Here is a 17,458-nt window from a genome sequence, read left to right as displayed (position 1 = left end):
ATTTTAACATATTAGATTAAATATGATAATTGTCATTTTTTGTAAAAAGTGATACATATAAATTTGTTCAACTAAATATTTAGGATTATGAGCGTTATCTATTTATTGATTGCCATCAGCATTTTTGTAGCCATCGGATTTTTTATAGCATTTGTTTTTGCTGTAAAATCGGGGCAGTATGATGACGATTATACTCCATCGGTCAGAATTCTCTTTGATGATGAATTAATTAAGTCTTCCTCAAATAAATCTAAAATTAAGAGCTAAATTACTCTTTAATCTTTTGTTCATCACTAATACTTTTTTTAAACAATTTTAAAAACAATTATAAATATGGAAATGGAACAATTTTATTATGACAACAAAATTGTAAAGAAGTTCATTTATGCTACCATACTATTTGGAGTAGTCGGAATGCTGGTTGGCCTTATACTGGCCGTTATGTTTCTTTTTCCAAACATGACCGATGGTATTTCGTGGCTTAGTTTTGGCAGGTTGAGACCTTTGCATACCAATGCTGTTATTTTTGCGTTTGTAGGTAATGCAATGTTTGCGGGTGTTTATTACTCGCTGCAGCGTTTGCTGAAAGCCAGAATGTACAGTGATTTTTTAAGTAATCTGAATTTTTGGGGTTGGCAGTTAATAATTGTTGCGGCAGCTGTTTCACTTCCATTGGGATATACTTCTTCAAAAGAGTATGCCGAATTGGAATGGCCTATAGATATTGCCATTGCCTTGATATGGGTCGCTTTCGGAATCAATATGATTGGTACGATGCTAAAAAGAAGAGAGCGCCACTTGTATGTTGCCATCTGGTTTTATTTAGCCACATTTATAACTGTTGCGGTATTGCATATTTTCAATAGTCTGGAATTACCAATTTCTGGAATGAAAAGTTATTCTGTTTATGCAGGAGTTCAGGATGCATTGGTGCAATGGTGGTATGGTCACAATGCGGTAGCTTTTTTCCTGACCACACCTTATTTGGGATTAATGTATTATTTTGTGCCTAAAGTGGCAAACCGTCCTGTATATTCTTATAGATTGTCTATTATTCACTTCTGGTCACTAATATTTTTATACATCTGGGCAGGTCCACACCATTTATTATATTCTGCTTTGCCAAACTGGGCTCAAAATTTAGGAGTTGTATTCTCTGTAATGCTGATCGCTCCATCTTGGGGAGGTATGATTAACGGACTATTGACTTTAAGAGGTGTTTGGGACAAAGTACGTGTAGAACCAGTATTGAAGTTTTTTGTCGTTGCTATGACAGGTTATGGTATGGCAACTTTTGAAGGGCCGATGCTTTCTCTTAAAAATGTAAATGCTATTGCGCATTATACTGACTGGATTATTGCACACGTACACGTTGGAGCGTTGGCGTGGAATGGTTTTATGGCTTTTGGTATTATTTATTGGTTAGTTCCAAGAATGACTAAGACTACCTTATTTTCAACCAAATTGGCTAATTTCCATTTCTGGGTTGGAACTTTAGGAATTATATTATATGCCTTGCCTTTATATTTAGCAGGTTTTCTTCAGGCTTCAATGTGGAAACAATTTAATCCAGACGGTACTTTAACGTATGGTAATTTCCTTGAAACCGTTACACAGATTATGCCAATGTATTGGATGAGAGCTATAGGAGGTTCTCTTTACCTAATTGGAATGCTGACATTAGTTTACAATATCATCCAAACAGTAAGAGCTGGACAGGAAGTAGAAGATGAACTGGCAGAAGCTCCTGCATTGCAGACTATTAAATCTGGAAGATTAAAAGGCGAAAAATACCATTCCTGGTTAGAAAGAAAACCAATCAAAATGGCTTTGTTTGCTACAGTTGCAATATTGATTGGTGGAATTATTCAGATTGTTCCAACCATTATGGTGAAATCGAATATCCCTACAATTACAAGTGTTAAGCCATATTCTCCATTGGAATTAGAAGGCCGCGATTTATACATCCGCGAAGGCTGTGTAGGATGCCATTCACAATCTGTTCGTCCATTTAGAAGTGAAGTGGAACGTTACGGGCCACAGTCCAAAGCTGGAGAATTTGTGTACGATCACCCATTTTTATGGGGTTCAAAACGAACTGGTCCTGATTTGTTAAGAGTTGGTGGAAAATACAATGACAACTGGCATTTTAATCACTTCTGGAGTCCTCAAAGTATTTCTGCAGGTTCAATTATGCCGGCTTATAAATGGCTGTTTGACAATAAAGCGATGGATACTTCCATGACTGAAAAGAAGATGAAAGCGATGGTAACTCTAGGTGTTCCTTATACAGATGCTCAGATTGCTAATGGACTGAAAGATTTAAGAACTCAGGCAATTGCTATTGAAGAGAGTCTTAAAAATGATCCTGACTTCGTAAAAAGTTATGAGGACAGCAAGAAAAAAGCTCTAGCAAAAGGCGAAAAATTTGTTCCTATGAACGAAAGAGAAATTGTAGCATTAATTGCTTATATGCAAAGACTTGGTACTGACATTAAAGTAAAAGAATAACTATAAAGATAATGTTATGTTTGAACAGATAAAACACAATATGGAAACGATTTCAGGTGTTGCCATATTTCCAATACTATCGCTGTTAATTTTCTTTTTCTTTTTTCTCGGTTTGGGAATTTGGGTATATTCATATAAAAAGGAAACAATAGACGAGATTAGTCAAATTCCTTTGGAAGATTAAATTGTACAATTTCAAAATATATAGATAATGAAATCGCCATGATTCAAAAAAAAACATAAATGAAGAATGGCGATAACATATTCCTTTAAAAAAATCAAATATTAACTACGTATGAAAAAAATTCCGTCTTACATAAGAGTTCTAGTTCTGTTTTTCCTCATTTTTGGAGCAATGGAATATTTTATCGATTCAGGAAACCAGCCGGCTTTCATAAAATATCCAATGGTTTCAGTTTTTTTATTTGTATTTCTTTTCCTTTTGATAGCAATCGAAATAACATTATCAGCAGTCGATAAAATAAATTTCCTATTATTGACAGAAGAGGAGAAAGAAAAAATAGCGCAACAAGAAGCTTTAGGATTACAAGGGGATAACTGGTTCCAAAAGCTGAAACAGAGTTTCACTCAATCTACTTCTGCCGAAGACGAAAAACAATTATTGATGGATCATGATTATGATGGAATCAAGGAATTGGATAATAATTTACCGCCTTGGTGGGTATATTTATTCTATGCCTGTATAGTTTTTTCCGCGATATACCTCGTTCGTTATGAAATTATGGGAGCTCCAGATCAAGAGGCTGAATTGAAAGCTGAAGTGGATCAGGCCAAAATTGAAGTAGCCGAATATATGAAAACTGCTCCAGACTTAATGGACGAAAAGACAGTTACCTTATTAACAGAACCAGCCGATTTAGATGCTGGAAAAGCAATTTTCACCACGAATTGCGTTGCTTGCCACAGAGCCGATGCCGGTGGGCAGATTGGTCCAAATTTAACTGACGATCACTGGATTTTGGGTGGCGGCATCAAGAATTTATTTCACACCATTACTAATGGAGGTCGTGATGGTAAAGGAATGATTGCATGGAAAGGAACTTTGAAACCAAAAGAAATTCAGGCGGTTGCAAGTTATATTATATCATTGAAAGGAAGCAACCCTAAAGATCCAAAAGCGCCAGAAGGCGATATATGGACAGAAGACGGTGCTTCGGTAACAGCTACAGCACCTGCAACAGCTGAATAGTAATAATTTATAAAAAAATAAAGAGCTTTGTCAAAATTCATTACTTTTGAGAAAGCTCTTTTTTAGTACTTAAAAAACACAAAAAATGTCAAGCAATCTAGACGAATCTTTTAGAGATACCATAGGAACTATTGATAAAGAAGGTCGCAGAAAATACATTTACCCCAAAAGGCCTTCCGGTAAGTTTTATGATTATAGAAAATGGCTCAGCTATTTTTTATTAGCTATTCTTATTGCTAATCCTTTTATAAAAATAAACGGAAATCAGTTTATGATGTTCAATGTTTTGGAACGCCGTTTTAATATTTTCAGTTTCCCGTTCTGGCCACAGGATTTTTACATTTTTGTATTGTTTATGGTTATTGGGGTCGTATTTGTTATTTTATTTACGGTTATTTTTGGAAGGATATTTTGTGGCTGGATCTGCCCACAGACTATTTTTATGGAAATGGTTTTCCGCAGGATTGAATATTGGATTGAAGGTGACAGGGGAGCACAGATCCGATTGGAAAAACAGGAATGGAACGCAGAGAAAATCAGGAAAAAATCGATAAAATGGTTTTTATTTCTAATGATTTCATTAATAATTGCCAATGTTTTTCTGGCTTATCTTATTGGAAGTGATGAATTGTTCCGTTTGATTGAAGAAGGTCCTATGGCACATTCAAGCAGTTTTGTGTCATTGCTTATTTTTACAGGTGTTTTCTATTTTGTTTTTGCGTGGTTCAGGGAACAGGTCTGTATAATTGCATGTCCTTACGGAAGATTGCAAGGTGTTTTATTGGATAAAAAATCCATCAATGTGGCCTATGATTTTGTTCGAGGAGAGAAAGAGCTGGGAAGAGCCAAATTCAATAAAAAAGAAGACAGAGAAGCATCGGGAAAAGGGGATTGTATCGATTGCAAACAATGCGTAAACGTATGTCCAACAGGGATTGATATCCGGAACGGAGTTCAGCTGGAGTGTGTGAATTGCACGGCTTGTATCGATGAGTGCGATACCATAATGGAAAGTGTAGGATTGCCTAAAGGTCTTATTCGGTACGCATCTGAAGATGAAATTGAAACCAAGGCCAAGTTTAAATTCACCGCCAGAATGAAAGGCTACACGGCAATTTTGGTTATATTAATTGGAATTCTTACTGGTTTACTATTTTTAAGATCAGAGGTTGAAGCCACGATTTTGAGATTGCCCGGACAATTATTTCAGCACAAGGGAGAAAATATCAGCAATATTTATACGTTTAAAATTATTAATAAGACGAATCACGATATCAATAATCTGCATTTTAAATTGGTTGGTATCAAAGGTACCTTAAAGGTGGTTGGTGTTCAGGAATTGAAGGTTCTCAAACGTGATATGTCCAGTGGAACGATGTTTATCGAAATCAATAGATTTTTGCTCGAAAGCGACAGAACCAAATTAGAGATTGATCTTTACGAAGGAGATAAAAAAATTGAGACAACCTACACTAATTTTTTAAGCCCGCGTAGTTTTGACTAGTCCATAGCTTGTAAAGTTCAGTAATCGGAATAATAATATAAAATTGATAAAATGAAAATTAGTTGGGGAACTTATATAGTGATTGCTTTTGCGTTGTTCATTAGCTTTATTATGTATTTTGTGATAAAAGTGCAGTCAGATAGTAAATATGATAATGATTTGGTTGTTGAAGAATATTACAAGCACGATGTTCACTTTCAGGATGAAATGGCTCGCATACAAAATGCACACGATTTAAAAGCAAAACCAGAAATTACAGTTGATGCCAATGGTGTGACGATTGCTTTCCCTGCTGATTTTACTCCAAAAGACATTAAGGGAACTGTGGCTTTATACAGAGCGTCCAATAAGAAATTTGATTTTCAGCTGCCTTTGTCATTTACAGATTCGGCTTCATTGTTTATTCCTAAAGATAAGTTTGTTGGCGGTGAATGGTACATCAACATGGAATGGAAATATTTGGACAAACCTTATTTGACCAAGGAAAAGATTTATATAAAATAAGTTTATAGTTTTTGGTTTATTGTTAGTTGTTAAAACAATAAACCAAAAACAATAAACCAAAAACAATAAACCAAAAACAATAAACAACAATGCTTTACACCGCTTTTTTATTTGGTTTAATCAGTAGTTTTCATTGTGTGGGAATGTGTGGTCCTATTGCCATAATGTTGCCTGTGGAGCGAGATAATCCTGCTAAAAAAATAATTCAGATCTGTACGTATCATTTGGGAAGATTAATAGCTTACGGGAGTATTGGACTGCTTTTTGGATTGCTGGGAAAAGGCTTGTTTTTGGCTGGAATTCAACAGCAATTGTCTATTTTTATAGGTGTTGCAATGATTTTGGTAATCCTGATTCCCGAAAAGGTTTTTGCCCAGTATAATTTTTCTAAACCGGTTTATAAATGGATTTCAAAAATGAAGCAGAATCTTGGCAGTCATTTTAAAAACAAAAGTTTTAAATCGCTTTTCGTTATTGGGTTACTGAATGGTTTTTTGCCTTGCGGAATGGTTTATGTTGCCTTGTTTGGTGCCATAGCTATGCAAAGTGCTGGTTTTGGACTTTTGTATATGGTGCTTTTTGGCTTAGGAACTGTGCCATTGATGAGTTTAGTAGTTTATATCAATTCGTTTCTTACCGTTTCTTTTCGGAATAAGATTCAAAAAGTGATTCCGTATGTGGGAGTTGCAATTGGAGTATTGTTTATTTTGAGAGGTCTTGGATTAGGGATTCCTTATGTTTCTCCCTCGAATATGAGTTTGTTTGTAAAAGAAAAAGCCAATTGTCATTAATTGGTTTTTTTTTTGAAATATTCTGAAAACACGAAAAATTGGTGATAGCAGTTTGCGTGAGGGATGGCAGTGGAGCTCTTTTTTTGATCCCGTTTTTTCGGGATCAAAAAAAGCGGGAGCGTACAGCCCGACCCGTAGTTTTTACGGAGGGACACGCCCAAAAGAGCTTAAAAAAAGATGAATTTAATAATTAAAATGATGTTTTAAAAGACTAATGTATCCTTTGGCTTTTTTAAATTGTCATTGAAAATAATGCCGTTTCAGGTGCTTTTCTTTTTAATCTCAAATCGAAAGCCATGCAGATATTGCGAACATACGGTTTTCCTTTTTCGGTAACCAGAATTTTGTTTTCACCAATAACTAATAAACCATCATTTTCCATTTCTTCAAGCTGAGTTAAAATTCCAGGAATTTCAGGTACATAATTCGAGGAATTTTCCCAACTGGTTTCAAAATGACACATTAAATTGAGAATGTGCTTTCTGATAATAAGATCTTCATCGTTTAAAAGATGCCCTCTATAAACGGGTAATTTGTCCAATTTTAATATTTCATAATATTCCTCGAGGCTTTTTACGTTTTGGGCAAAACTATACCAGCTGTCGCTTATGGATGAAACCCCCAAACCAATCATCAGCTGGGTTTTGGATGAGCTGTAGCCCATAAAGTTTCGGTGCAATTTTTTATCTTCAAACGAATGGTATAAACTATCCGATTTTAAGGCAAAATGATCCATTCCGATTTCATAATATTCATTTTCGAAAAGCAGTTCTTTTCCAACTTCATACAATTTTCTCTTGGCATCATCCTTTGGGATGTCTTCGTCATGAAATCCGCGCTGGCCATTACCTTTTATCCACGGCACGTGAGCATAGCTGTAAAACGCCAGACGATCAGGCTGTAATGAGTTTGTTTTTTCGATGGTATCAACGATATTTTCAATTTCCTGAAATGGTAATCCGAATATAATGTCATGACCTATTGATGTATACCCAATTTGTTTTGCCCAAAAAGTGACTTTGGCAACATTGTGAAAAGGCTGTATTCTATGAATGGCTTTTTGCACTTTTTCGGCATAATCCTGAACACCAAAACTGACTCTTCTAAATCCCAAATCGTATAATTTTTGTAAATGGGCATGAGTAGTATTGTTTGGATGACCTTCAAAACTAAATTCGTGTCCCTCGGCTTTTTCGGCACGAGCGAATATTCCGTTTATTAAGTATTCAAGGTTTTCAATAGAGAAAAAGGTTGGTGTTCCTCCCCCCAAATGAATTTCCTTGATTTTTGGTTTTTCGCCCAAAATATCGCAATACAGTGACCATTCTTTCAGTACAGCTTCGATATATGGATTTTCAACCGTGTGATTTTTGGTAATTCGTTTGTTGCAACCGCAAAAAGTACATAAACTTTCGCAAAATGGTAAGTGAATATATAAACTGATACCCTCCTTGCTATTACTTTCAACGAAAGATTTTTTGAGTGTTTCTATCCAAGCTTCATTTGTAAATCCTGACTCATCCCAATAAGGAACCGTAGGATAGCTTGTGTAACGTGGCCCAGGTACATTGTATTTTTGAATAAGAGAGGTTTTCATAAATATACATTTTATGTTAAGGGTCAAAATTAAGGTGACTTTTTAAAGAATAAAATGACATTTGTCATAATTGGTTAATAATCATATACAAACAAAGAGGCTCGTATGGAACCTCTTTGCTAAGTTTTTTATATTAAACAATCATTGATTATGGCTGTCCATTTTTCGGCTAGTTTATGATCTTCGTATAGGCAATTATGATCTATATAAAAATTCTCGGAATTGTAAACGGGAATTATTTCTTTTTGCATTGTGTCTTTGTGAACCAGTTCTATGTCGACTTTTGAAACAGTATTTGATTTGTTTTCGGTAGTTTTTACCGTGTTGCACAAGATAATGTCTTTTAGGTTTACAAAATAAATAGATTCCTTTTCCTTATAGCTGAAATCAATAAACAGAAAGCCTTTGTTTTTTTGATCTATGGATATAATTTTCTTGTTCTGCGTTTCGGTCAGGTCAAAATTATAATGACCATTTTGGCTAAACTGTTTTTTTATCTGGGCAATTTTTTTCTTTTTCAAAAGATTGGATCGAAAAACAAAAATTAAAGGAATACCCATTAATAATATAAATGCAAGCCCCATGATTGTTGCGTAAGTGTCCATGTTTTATTTTTTTTGAGAATGATATAATGATTTGTCCTCTCAATTCGGCTGAATCAAGAAGGGTTAAAAGCTGTTAGCTTTTATGTGCTAAAAATCAATATGATATCACCAAAAATAATGGAATGGAAAGAGCAGGATAGAGACACTATTGTATCTGTCAACATCCTGATTTGATAAAACAATTTTTGAATTATTGTCGTTTAAAGCATGCAAAGACTGAAACTCGGCAGGGAAATAGTTGCCAAAGCCAACTGGAATACGATTATTGTTTTTTAAATCGGATGTTCCTCTTTCAATGCTGAATTGCACAAAGTTAGGTATGCCTAAATTTTCTTTGTCAAAAATGGTTCTGTTGTCTTTCTTTTGGAGCGAAGATTCAGAATACTGAATTGCATCAAATGCATAGCTAGACTGTAGGAACAGACACGCAAATACAATAAGTTTCCAAAAGTTTTTCATCTGCCAAATGTAGCGTATAGGTTTTAGATTAACGAGTTTATTATGGTAAATGAAAGTTAAAATAAAAAAACCAGCCTCAAACAAATAAGTTTGAGGCTGGTTTTTTCAAGTCTCTAAGATGCTAAGTTGCTAAGAATTTAAAGACTTAGCAACTCAGTAGCTTTTTTAAAGAAAATCTATTCCTGACCTAAATTTCTCAGTTGTCTTAGTTTTTCTTTCCAGACATCGAGGCTTTCCTTGTGTATGGCAATGTTTTTTCGAACTTCCAATACGATTGAATTCTCTTTTTTCGCATTTTTGGTATTGGCAAAAAACTGAATGTTATTTTCTAATTGGAAAATTTCGTTTTGCACTTCTTCAATTTTACGCATCAGGAAAATTTTCTCGTTATCGAGTTTTCTGGTATCGTTATTTTCAGAAAGATTCTCCATTCTGTTGGAGAAACGCATCATTTCTGTATCTTTTTTGCTCAGGCTTAATTTTTCGAATAAAGCATCAAGGATTTTATTGAATTTTCCTTCGATATGTCTTCTTGGGAAGGGAACTTTACCAAAGCCTTTCCAAGTTTCGATATGTGCTTTGATAGCGTCCAGATCGGTTTTGTGATCACCTGTCAATTGGAATTCTCTCAACGTTTCCAAATAGGCTTTCTTTTTGTCAAAAGCTTCTACTTCTTCAACGTTTTCTACACTTTTGTGTTCTTTTAGCTTGTCAAAATAGTGATTGCACGCTTCCCTGAATTCATTCCAGATTTTATCCGAATATTTTCTAGGAACGTGACCAATCTTTTTCCAGTCTTCCTGAATTTGTTTCATTATTGGAGTAGTACTGGCAAAATCTACGCTTTCCTGCAATTCTTTGGCTTTTTTAACCAAAGCTATTTTTTTGTTGAGGTTTTCGTTTTGATCTTTTTTGATGTCTTTGTAAAAAGAATTTTTAAAGCTGTTAAAATTTCTAACGGCAGTTTTGAAAGCAGACCAAGTAGCCTCATTTACATCAGATGGGACTTTACCGGCAGAGAAAAATTCAGAACGCAATGCTTCCACTTTTTCAATTTGGGTTAGCCATTGTGAATGGGCGTTTACTTTTTCGGTTGCCAGAACCTCAATTTTGGCAATAATTTCTTTTTTCTTTTCAAGATTCTCAAGCTCGGTGCCTCGCAAGGCTTCAAACAAAAGTTCGCGCTTGTCGTGCATCTTTTTTGTCAGTTCACTAAATTGATTCCAGATTTCATCTCGGTATTCTCTGGAAACAGGACCAATATCTTCTTTCCAGATACGGTGCAGATCCTGAAGTTCCCTGAACGCTTTGTTGACATCAGCCTCTTTTAGCAGTTCTTCAACACGCGCAACGATTTTTTGCTTTTGTTCCAGATTGTATTTGAAATCAATATCTCTCGCTTCTCTGTCCAAATGCAGATAATCATAGAAATTCTCAACATGAAAATGATAATTATTCCAAACGTGATTGTATTTGTCTTTTGGAATAGCACCGGCATTTTTCCATCTTTCTCTTAGTTCATTAAAATGATGCAGAGTGTCCTTGATGTTGGCCTGCGGATTAATCAATTCTTTCAGTTCTTCTACAATAGCCAGTCGGGTATCCAGATTGGTTTTTAAATTGGACTGCAGACTTTTAAAGTGTGCATTTTTGTTGTCTTTGTAGATTGTATAATATTGATCAAACTTCGATTTTAAAGGAAAATGATATTGGAATTCCTCATTTGGATCCTGATTTACCTGATTGAATTCTTCTCTTTTCTCTTCAATAAGGTGATTGTATTTAGCTAAAAATGCTTTGCGAATTTCTTCAACGTGCTCTTTAATGGACATTACTTTTTCATTTGTAACCAAATTTTTCAATTCATCTACAAGTTTGTCCATAGGTAATGCTTCATAATCCAATAACGGAATATCGTGACGTTCTTTCAAGGTCTCATCTTCACTTTCCTCGGCATTGGTCTCGGCAATTGCGTCGATTACAGTCTGCTTTTCATCGGCTGTATTTTCGGTTATTGGAGCAGTTTCCACTTGCGGAGTCACTGTGTTTTCCTCTGCAACCGTATCGCCGGTTTCATTTTCATCCAGTAATGTTTCAGATTGAATTGCTTCTTGCAATTCATTCACTGTATTTCCGTCTGTCTCATTTTCTTGAAGAGACAGGTTATCGTTCTTTTCTTCTAACATTTTGTAAATGTTTAAGGTTTGTATTTTTCGAATGCGAAAGATACTAAAGGTGCGTCAAAATACAAAATAAAACTTTTGATTATAGTAGTTTTTTAAAGGGAATTCTTTCTTTTTTAACCTTGTTTGAACTCTTTCTATTTAGTTAGCCCTTTTTTTTAAATTGAAATGAAAAATGTTAGTTCATAAACGAACGCTGGTAATAGGTTTTAAAGCTGTAAAAATGTATTTATGTGCAATTGTAATTGTTTTGGTTTTTTTATATTAGCTTTTGATTCCCAAGTCGCTAGTCCTATTATAAATCAATTTAAAAGATAATTCTAAAAAGAAATGTATTCATTAATAAAAAAATGTTCTGTGGCTATCGTGCTTCTTTGTTTAATCGCTTGTGGCGGAGGGAAATCAGTTTCTTCCTCTGAGTCCAACGCTTATTCAGGCAAGGAGCATGTACAAAATCTCATGAATTACAAGGATTATTCAGTTGCTACTATTGTCGATTGTGGGCAAGGCATAGCTCCTGATGCTAAAATTTTCAGTCTTTTTGCTGATTACGACGGTAAAGTGCAAGACCAAAATCTTTCCAGTCTGAATTTCAGCGGTTGGAATCACACAACCAATGGCAATGCCACCGAATGGATGAATTTGAAATTAGCAGGAGATAATTATAATTTCAACAATATTGCAAAGGCAAACAGCAGTTGTAATAATGTGAGTACTCTTGATATAGTACTCTTGAAAAAAATTGCCGATTGGAATCGTCAGCACTCCAATGGTTTTGAGTGTAATATTCTTGCGAAGGGTTACAAATTTGGAGATATCAAAAGTTTGGTATTCGACTTGAAAATTAATACTGACAAAACCCGTATACCCACTGTTGAAAATATAAAGAAAACGTATTCAAATTATATAAATGAATCTATTGTTGGTGCCATGGATAATGGCAAGGTCAATATTGGTATTACATTAGGCGATAATACCAATTTGAATGCCTCCATTATTTTTCAATTGGATCAGGATATTGTTGGTGATAAATGGGTACGAGTGACCATCCCGATGGATAAATTGTCCTACTATCAGGAAATTAATTACAAGCAAACCTCCAAAACACAAGCGGATTTTAGCAATGTTGTAATCAATCGTATGCTGATAGTAGGTGAAACCAAAAGTGGTGCGGTATTGCGTAGAAACATTAACTCTTGGAATGCCAACATTCCGGAAACTTTCAAGGAAATGGATGTGAGTTTCAAGAAAATTGAATTGCAGTTGAAGTAATCTTAAATGAAAAGTCCCACCGAAGCAGGACTAAAGATTTTCATCTACGGCATATAGCCTTATTGTGATAAGATTAAAGATTAGAATTGTTTTAATCTGATGCGAATATATGTTAAAAATAATTACAATGCAATGAGGAAAACCGTAAAAAATGTATTTTTTTTCTTAATATATTTAAGCCTGATTAAACTGTAAATAGCATGGCAAAAATATTAGGATTAGATTTAGGAACGAATTCAATTGGGTGGGCGATTGTTGAGAAAGATGGGAATGATTTTTCTCTTGTTGATAAAGGTGTTAGAATATTTTCTGAAGGAGTAAAGTCTGAAAAAGGAATTGAAAGTTCCCGTGCTGCGGAACGGACTGGTTATAGAAGTGCAAGAAAAATTAAATACCGTAGAAAATTAAGAAAGTACGAAACCTTAAAGATTCTTTCTATAAACGGTATGTGTCCTTTATCGGTTGAAGAAGTGGAAGAATGGAAAAAATCCGGTTTTAAAAAATATCCTCTTAATCCTGAATTTTTAAAATGGTTACGAACGGATGAAGACCAAAATATAAACCCATACTATTTTAGAGATAGAGCAAGTAAGCAAAAAGTTGCTTTATTTGAATTAGGGCGTGCTTTTTATCATATTGCCCAAAGAAGAGGTTTTTTGAGTAATCGTTTAGATCAGTCAGCTGAAGGAGTTTTTGAAGAACATAATCCTCAAATCCAAAGTTTGATTGAAGATTTGGATGATTCGAAATTAATTCTTGATGAATTAAAAAATTATTATGTTGATAAAGGAATAATTGAAGAAGCTGAAAAAGGAGTTTTTAAAAAAGATTTAGATGAAGGAGAAAAAAAATTAAAATCACTTTACAATTCTCTAGTTGGGATAATTAAGAAAAACGAAAATGATATTATAAAATGTAAAGAAGAGCTTATTGCAAGGCTTAATAAAAAAGAAGATTTAGGAAAAGTAAAAGGAAAAATCAAAGACATTTCGCAGGCTATGCTTGATGGAAATTTTAAAACTTTAGGGCAATACTTTTTCAGTCTTTACAATAAAGGGAAAATAAGAAATCAATATACTTCCAGAGAAGAACATTATTTGGAAGAGTTTATTACAATTTGTAAAGTTCAGGGAATTAACGGAATTGATGATGACGAAAAATTGCCAGAGAAGAAGTTTACAGGTTTAACCAAAGATTTGTACAAAGCCATTTTCTTTCAGCGTCCCTTAAAATCTCAAAAAGGACTGATTGGAAAATGTTCCTTCGAAAAAAGCAAATCACGTTGTGCTGTCTCGCATCCCGATTTTGAGGAATACAGAATGTGGACTTACTTAAACACTATCAAAATTGGAACACAAAGTGAAAAAAAAATGCGTTTCCTTACACAAGAAGAGAAGCTAAAATTAGTTCCAAAATTCTATAGAAAAAATGATTTTAATTTTGAAGTTTTAGCTAAAGAGTTAGTTGAAAAGGGAGCTAGTTTCGGGTTTTATAAGTCTTCCAAAAAGAACGAGTATTTTTATTGGTTTAACTACAAACCGACCGATACAGTTTCGGCTTGTCAGGTTTCAGCATCATTAAAAAATACTGTCGGCGATGATTGGAGAAATAAAACATTTACTTATGAAACATTAAACGCAAAAAAAGAAAAAGCAACAAAAACTGTTGATTATAAGGATTTGTGGCATTTGATTTCTGTTTCGACATCGGATGTTTATTTATATGAATACGCTAAAGATAAGCTTAAGTTGGACGATAAGAATTCCAAAGCTTTCAGTAAAATTAAACTCAAAAAAGATTTTGCGAGTTTGAGTTTATCAGCTATCACTAAAATTTTGCCTTATGTAAAAGAAGGTCTTTTGTATTCTCACGCAGTTTTTATGGCAAATATTGAAAACATTGTAGATGCAGATATTTGGAAAAACCTTGATCAAAGAAATTATATTCAGACTAAAATTGGAGAAATTATTAAAAATTACACTTTTGAAAAAACACGTTTGGAAGTAGTCAATGGTCTTATTAAAGAATATAAAACTGAAAATGAAGACGGCAAAAAAGTATACTATTCAAAAGAAGCGGAACCAGAATTTGAAAAAGATTTAAAGCAAAAATTAGTAGCTTTTTATAAATCAAATGACATTGAAGATGAAAATATAAAACAAGCAGTTTTTGATGATTTATATCCAGTTTTAATCGACCAGCTCAAAAAGTATGAATACATCAAAATACAACGATTGGATGAGAAAGTCTTAGAGTTCTTAAAAGGTGAAAATGAAGACGGAGAAGTTTTTTGCAACAATTCAAAGCAATTAAAAAAGCTGTATCATCCATCGGATATTGAGGTTTTCAAAAAGAAAATTATTAAGGATGAATTTGGAAACGAAAGGTTAGTTTTAGGAAGCCCTTTAACTTCATCAATCAAAAACCCGATGGCAATGCGTGCTTTACATCAATTACGAAAAGTTTTGAATGCACTAATTCTTGAGGGAGAAATTGATGAAAACACAAGAATTCATATTGAAATGGCTCGTGAGTTAAACGATGCCAACAAAAGAAAAGGAATTCAGGATTATCAAAATGAAAATAAAAAGTTTAGAGAGGACGCTATTAAAGAAATCAAAAAACTATATTTCGAAGAATGCAAAAAAGAAGTAGAACCAACAGAAGATGATATTTTAAGATACCAATTGTGGGTTGAACAAAATCGAATGGAAATTTATGAGCCAACAATAAATGGAGGAGTAAGCAAAAATATAAAAATCAGTCAGATTATTGGAAGTAATCCCGATTATGATATTGAACATACGGTACCAAGAAGTCGTTCCCAAGATAATTCTCAAATGAATAAAACTCTATGTAGTCAAAAATTTAATAGAGATAACAAAGGAAATAAAATGCCAATTGAACTTTCTAATTATGAAATGATAGAACCTTTTATTTCTCATTGGAAAGAAGAAGCTGATAATTTATCAAGGGATATTGAGATAACAAGCCGTGCTATAAAAACAGCATCTACTAAAGAAGTAAAAGATAAAAAAATAAGAAGAAGACATTACCTGACTTTAAAACGGGATTATCTTCAGGGCAAATACGACCGATTTATTTGGAAAGAGCCAAAGGTTGGGTTCAAAAACAGCCAAATTCCGGATACAGGAATTATTACTAAATATGCACAGGCTTATTTAAAATCGTATTTCAATAGAGTAGAAAGCGTAAAGGGTGGAATGGTTGCCGAGTTCAGAAAACAATGGGGCATTCAGGAATCGTATATTGATGAAAACGGTCATAAACACTATAAAGAGAAAGACAGAAGCAAGCATACCCATCATACTATTGATGCCATAACGATTGCTTGTATGACTAAAGATAAGTATGATGTTTTGGCTAAAGCTTGGACTTCTGAAGATGAACAAGATAAGCCAAAAGCAAAAGCTCTAATGGCAGATGCCAAGCCGTGGAGAACATTTAAAGAAGATTTACTCAAAATAGAAGATGAAATTTTAGTTTCACATTACACGCCCGATAATGTAAAAAAACAATCTAAAAGGATTATTAGGGTTCGTGGCAAAAAACAGTTTATTGCAGAAATTGAGAGAGATGTCAAAAGTAAAGCAATACCAAAAAAAGATGCTAATGGAAAAGTAATTTACAAGTTAAACGATAAAGGAGAAAAAATCCCAAGATTTCATCAAGGAGATACAATTCGAGGTTCATTACATCAGGATAGTATTTATGGAGCAATTAAAAATCCATTAAATACTGATGAAATACGTTATGTGATTCGCAAAGACTTAGAAAGTTTAAAAGCAAATGATATAGAAAATATTGTTGATGAAGCTGTAAAAGAGAAAGTAAAAGAAGCAGTTGCAAATAAAGTTTTGTTGCTTTCTTCCAATGCTCAACAAAAAAACAAAATTGCCGAGAATGAAAAGGTTTGGATGAATAAAGAAAAACAAATTTCCATTAACAAAGTTAGAATTTATGCCAATTCAGTTAAAAACCCACTGGAAATAAAAGAGCATAGTTTATTGTCAAAATCTCGTCACGAACACAAGCAAAAAGTATATGGTCAGAATGATGAAAATTTTGCAATGGCAATTTATGAAGGGTTGGATGAAAAAGGAAAGATAGAAAGAACTTTTGAACTAATTAATTATATGGACGCTGGCTATTATTATAAATTGAAAAATAAGAATGAAAGAAGAAAAGATATAATTTCTTTAGTACCCGAAAGGCATTTAGAAACAGGATTTAATTTGTTAAGGTCAAATAAAATACCTGTAATTTTAAAAAAAGGGCTGAATGTAATTTTATACAAAAATGGAAAGGACGAAATTGACTTTAATAATCCTGATAGTATTATTAAAAGATTGTATAAGATTTCAGGATTAGATAAGGATGGAATAAAGTTAACATATTGTGTTTCAGCAAAAGGTTCAACAGAAAATATAGCTTATATGAACGATGTAATTAATAAGCAAAAATTATTTGAATTAAAAAGTGAAATTGAAGAATTAGGTTTGTGGGATAAAGTTTTTTCAGATTTTAAAAACGATAGTTTAAAAAAGTCTGACTTTTTTAAGAAACTTAATGATTTATTAAATAAGCATTATTTAGAAAATAATGTTTGCGATTCAAAAGGAACAATTAAAAAAGTAAAGATTAAAGAAAGTGGTTTGACAACGCCAAAAGGTGGAGATGTTATTGATAATTTTAAAGATTTCCCATATATAAAGTTTAAGGTTAGTAATTTCAGTGCTTTTATTGAAGGGATTGATTTTAAAGTTTTGCCAACGGGTAAGTTTGTCAAAATTTAATAAAA

General features: G+C 33.5%; 13 protein-coding genes. 9 read left to right on the top strand and 4 right to left on the bottom strand.

Features of this window, described 5'->3' with window-relative positions; all coding sequences use genetic code 11:
- Nucleotides 1-87: 87 nt before the first annotated feature.
- From ccoS to ABEG11_RS16225, 7 genes are all read left to right on the top strand, one after another.
- Complete coding sequence (ccoS, locus tag ABEG11_RS16255; protein WP_348825234.1) at nucleotides 88-267, top strand: cbb3-type cytochrome oxidase assembly protein CcoS; 180 nt, start codon at nucleotides 88-90, stop codon at nucleotides 265-267.
- Nucleotides 268-333: 66 nt separating this feature from the next.
- Nucleotides 334-2,511 (top strand): cytochrome-c oxidase, cbb3-type subunit I, encoded by a 2,178-nt coding sequence (gene ccoN / locus ABEG11_RS16250; protein ID WP_348825233.1) that lies wholly within the window; start codon nucleotides 334-336, stop codon nucleotides 2,509-2,511.
- 16 nt (nucleotides 2,512-2,527) lie between these two features.
- The gene (locus ABEG11_RS16245) at nucleotides 2,528-2,695 is read left to right on the top strand and encodes a CcoQ/FixQ family Cbb3-type cytochrome c oxidase assembly chaperone (protein WP_348825232.1); all 168 of its coding nucleotides are present in this window, start codon (nucleotides 2,528-2,530) and stop codon (nucleotides 2,693-2,695) included.
- Nucleotides 2,696-2,806: 111 nt separating this feature from the next.
- The gene (locus tag ABEG11_RS16240) at nucleotides 2,807-3,721 is read left to right on the top strand and encodes a cbb3-type cytochrome c oxidase N-terminal domain-containing protein (RefSeq protein WP_348825231.1); all 915 of its coding nucleotides are present in this window, start codon (nucleotides 2,807-2,809) and stop codon (nucleotides 3,719-3,721) included.
- A gap of 85 nt (nucleotides 3,722-3,806) precedes the next feature.
- A complete protein-coding gene (gene ccoG, locus ABEG11_RS16235) occupies nucleotides 3,807-5,225 on the top strand; it encodes a cytochrome c oxidase accessory protein CcoG (RefSeq protein WP_348825230.1) in 1,419 nt (472 codons plus the stop codon).
- A 51-nt stretch (nucleotides 5,226-5,276) separates the two neighbouring features.
- Nucleotides 5,277-5,729, top strand: coding sequence for a FixH family protein (locus ABEG11_RS16230; RefSeq protein WP_348825229.1), 453 nt, complete (start codon nucleotides 5,277-5,279; stop codon nucleotides 5,727-5,729).
- Nucleotides 5,730-5,818: 89 nt separating this feature from the next.
- Nucleotides 5,819-6,520: a sulfite exporter TauE/SafE family protein gene (locus tag ABEG11_RS16225; protein WP_348825228.1), complete on the top strand. Its 702-nt coding sequence runs from the start codon at nucleotides 5,819-5,821 to the stop codon at nucleotides 6,518-6,520.
- Nucleotides 6,521-6,752: 232 nt separating this feature from the next.
- On the opposite strand, the gene hemN is transcribed toward ABEG11_RS16225, so the two are convergent.
- The 4 genes from hemN to ABEG11_RS16205 all read right to left on the bottom strand — a co-directional run bounded on the left by hemN (nucleotide 6,753) and on the right by ABEG11_RS16205 (nucleotide 11,367).
- Nucleotides 6,753-8,117, bottom strand: a complete 1,365-nt coding sequence (gene hemN, locus ABEG11_RS16220) for an oxygen-independent coproporphyrinogen III oxidase (RefSeq protein WP_348825227.1) — start codon at nucleotides 8,115-8,117, stop codon at nucleotides 6,753-6,755.
- A gap of 128 nt (nucleotides 8,118-8,245) precedes the next feature.
- On the bottom strand, nucleotides 8,246-8,722 hold the full coding sequence (locus ABEG11_RS16215; protein WP_348825226.1) for a hypothetical protein: 477 nt from the start codon (nucleotides 8,720-8,722) through the stop codon (nucleotides 8,246-8,248).
- A gap of 105 nt (nucleotides 8,723-8,827) precedes the next feature.
- Entirely contained in the window at nucleotides 8,828-9,181 is a 354-nt protein-coding gene (locus tag ABEG11_RS16210; protein ID WP_348825225.1) for a hypothetical protein, read from the bottom strand.
- Nucleotides 9,182-9,357: 176 nt separating this feature from the next.
- Complete coding sequence (locus ABEG11_RS16205; RefSeq protein ID WP_348825224.1) at nucleotides 9,358-11,367, bottom strand: DUF349 domain-containing protein; 2,010 nt, start codon at nucleotides 11,365-11,367, stop codon at nucleotides 9,358-9,360.
- Between the two features lie 327 nt (nucleotides 11,368-11,694).
- Here ABEG11_RS16205 and ABEG11_RS16200 point away from each other — a divergent pair, with 327 nt between their 5' ends.
- On the top strand, nucleotides 11,695-12,636 hold the full coding sequence (locus tag ABEG11_RS16200; protein WP_348825223.1) for a hypothetical protein: 942 nt from the start codon (nucleotides 11,695-11,697) through the stop codon (nucleotides 12,634-12,636).
- 200 nt (nucleotides 12,637-12,836) lie between these two features.
- Nucleotides 12,837-17,453: a type II CRISPR RNA-guided endonuclease Cas9 gene (gene cas9 / locus ABEG11_RS16195; RefSeq protein WP_348825222.1), complete on the top strand. Its 4,617-nt coding sequence runs from the start codon at nucleotides 12,837-12,839 to the stop codon at nucleotides 17,451-17,453.
- The last annotated feature ends 5 nt before the right edge of the window (nucleotides 17,454-17,458 follow it).

Source organism: Flavobacterium aestuarii, assembly GCF_040049115.1.
Classification (GTDB): Bacteria; Bacteroidota; Bacteroidia; order Flavobacteriales; family Flavobacteriaceae; genus Flavobacterium; species Flavobacterium aestuarii.
The sequence above is the reverse complement of the archived record's forward strand: the minus strand, read 5'-3'. Positions and strand labels throughout refer to the sequence as shown.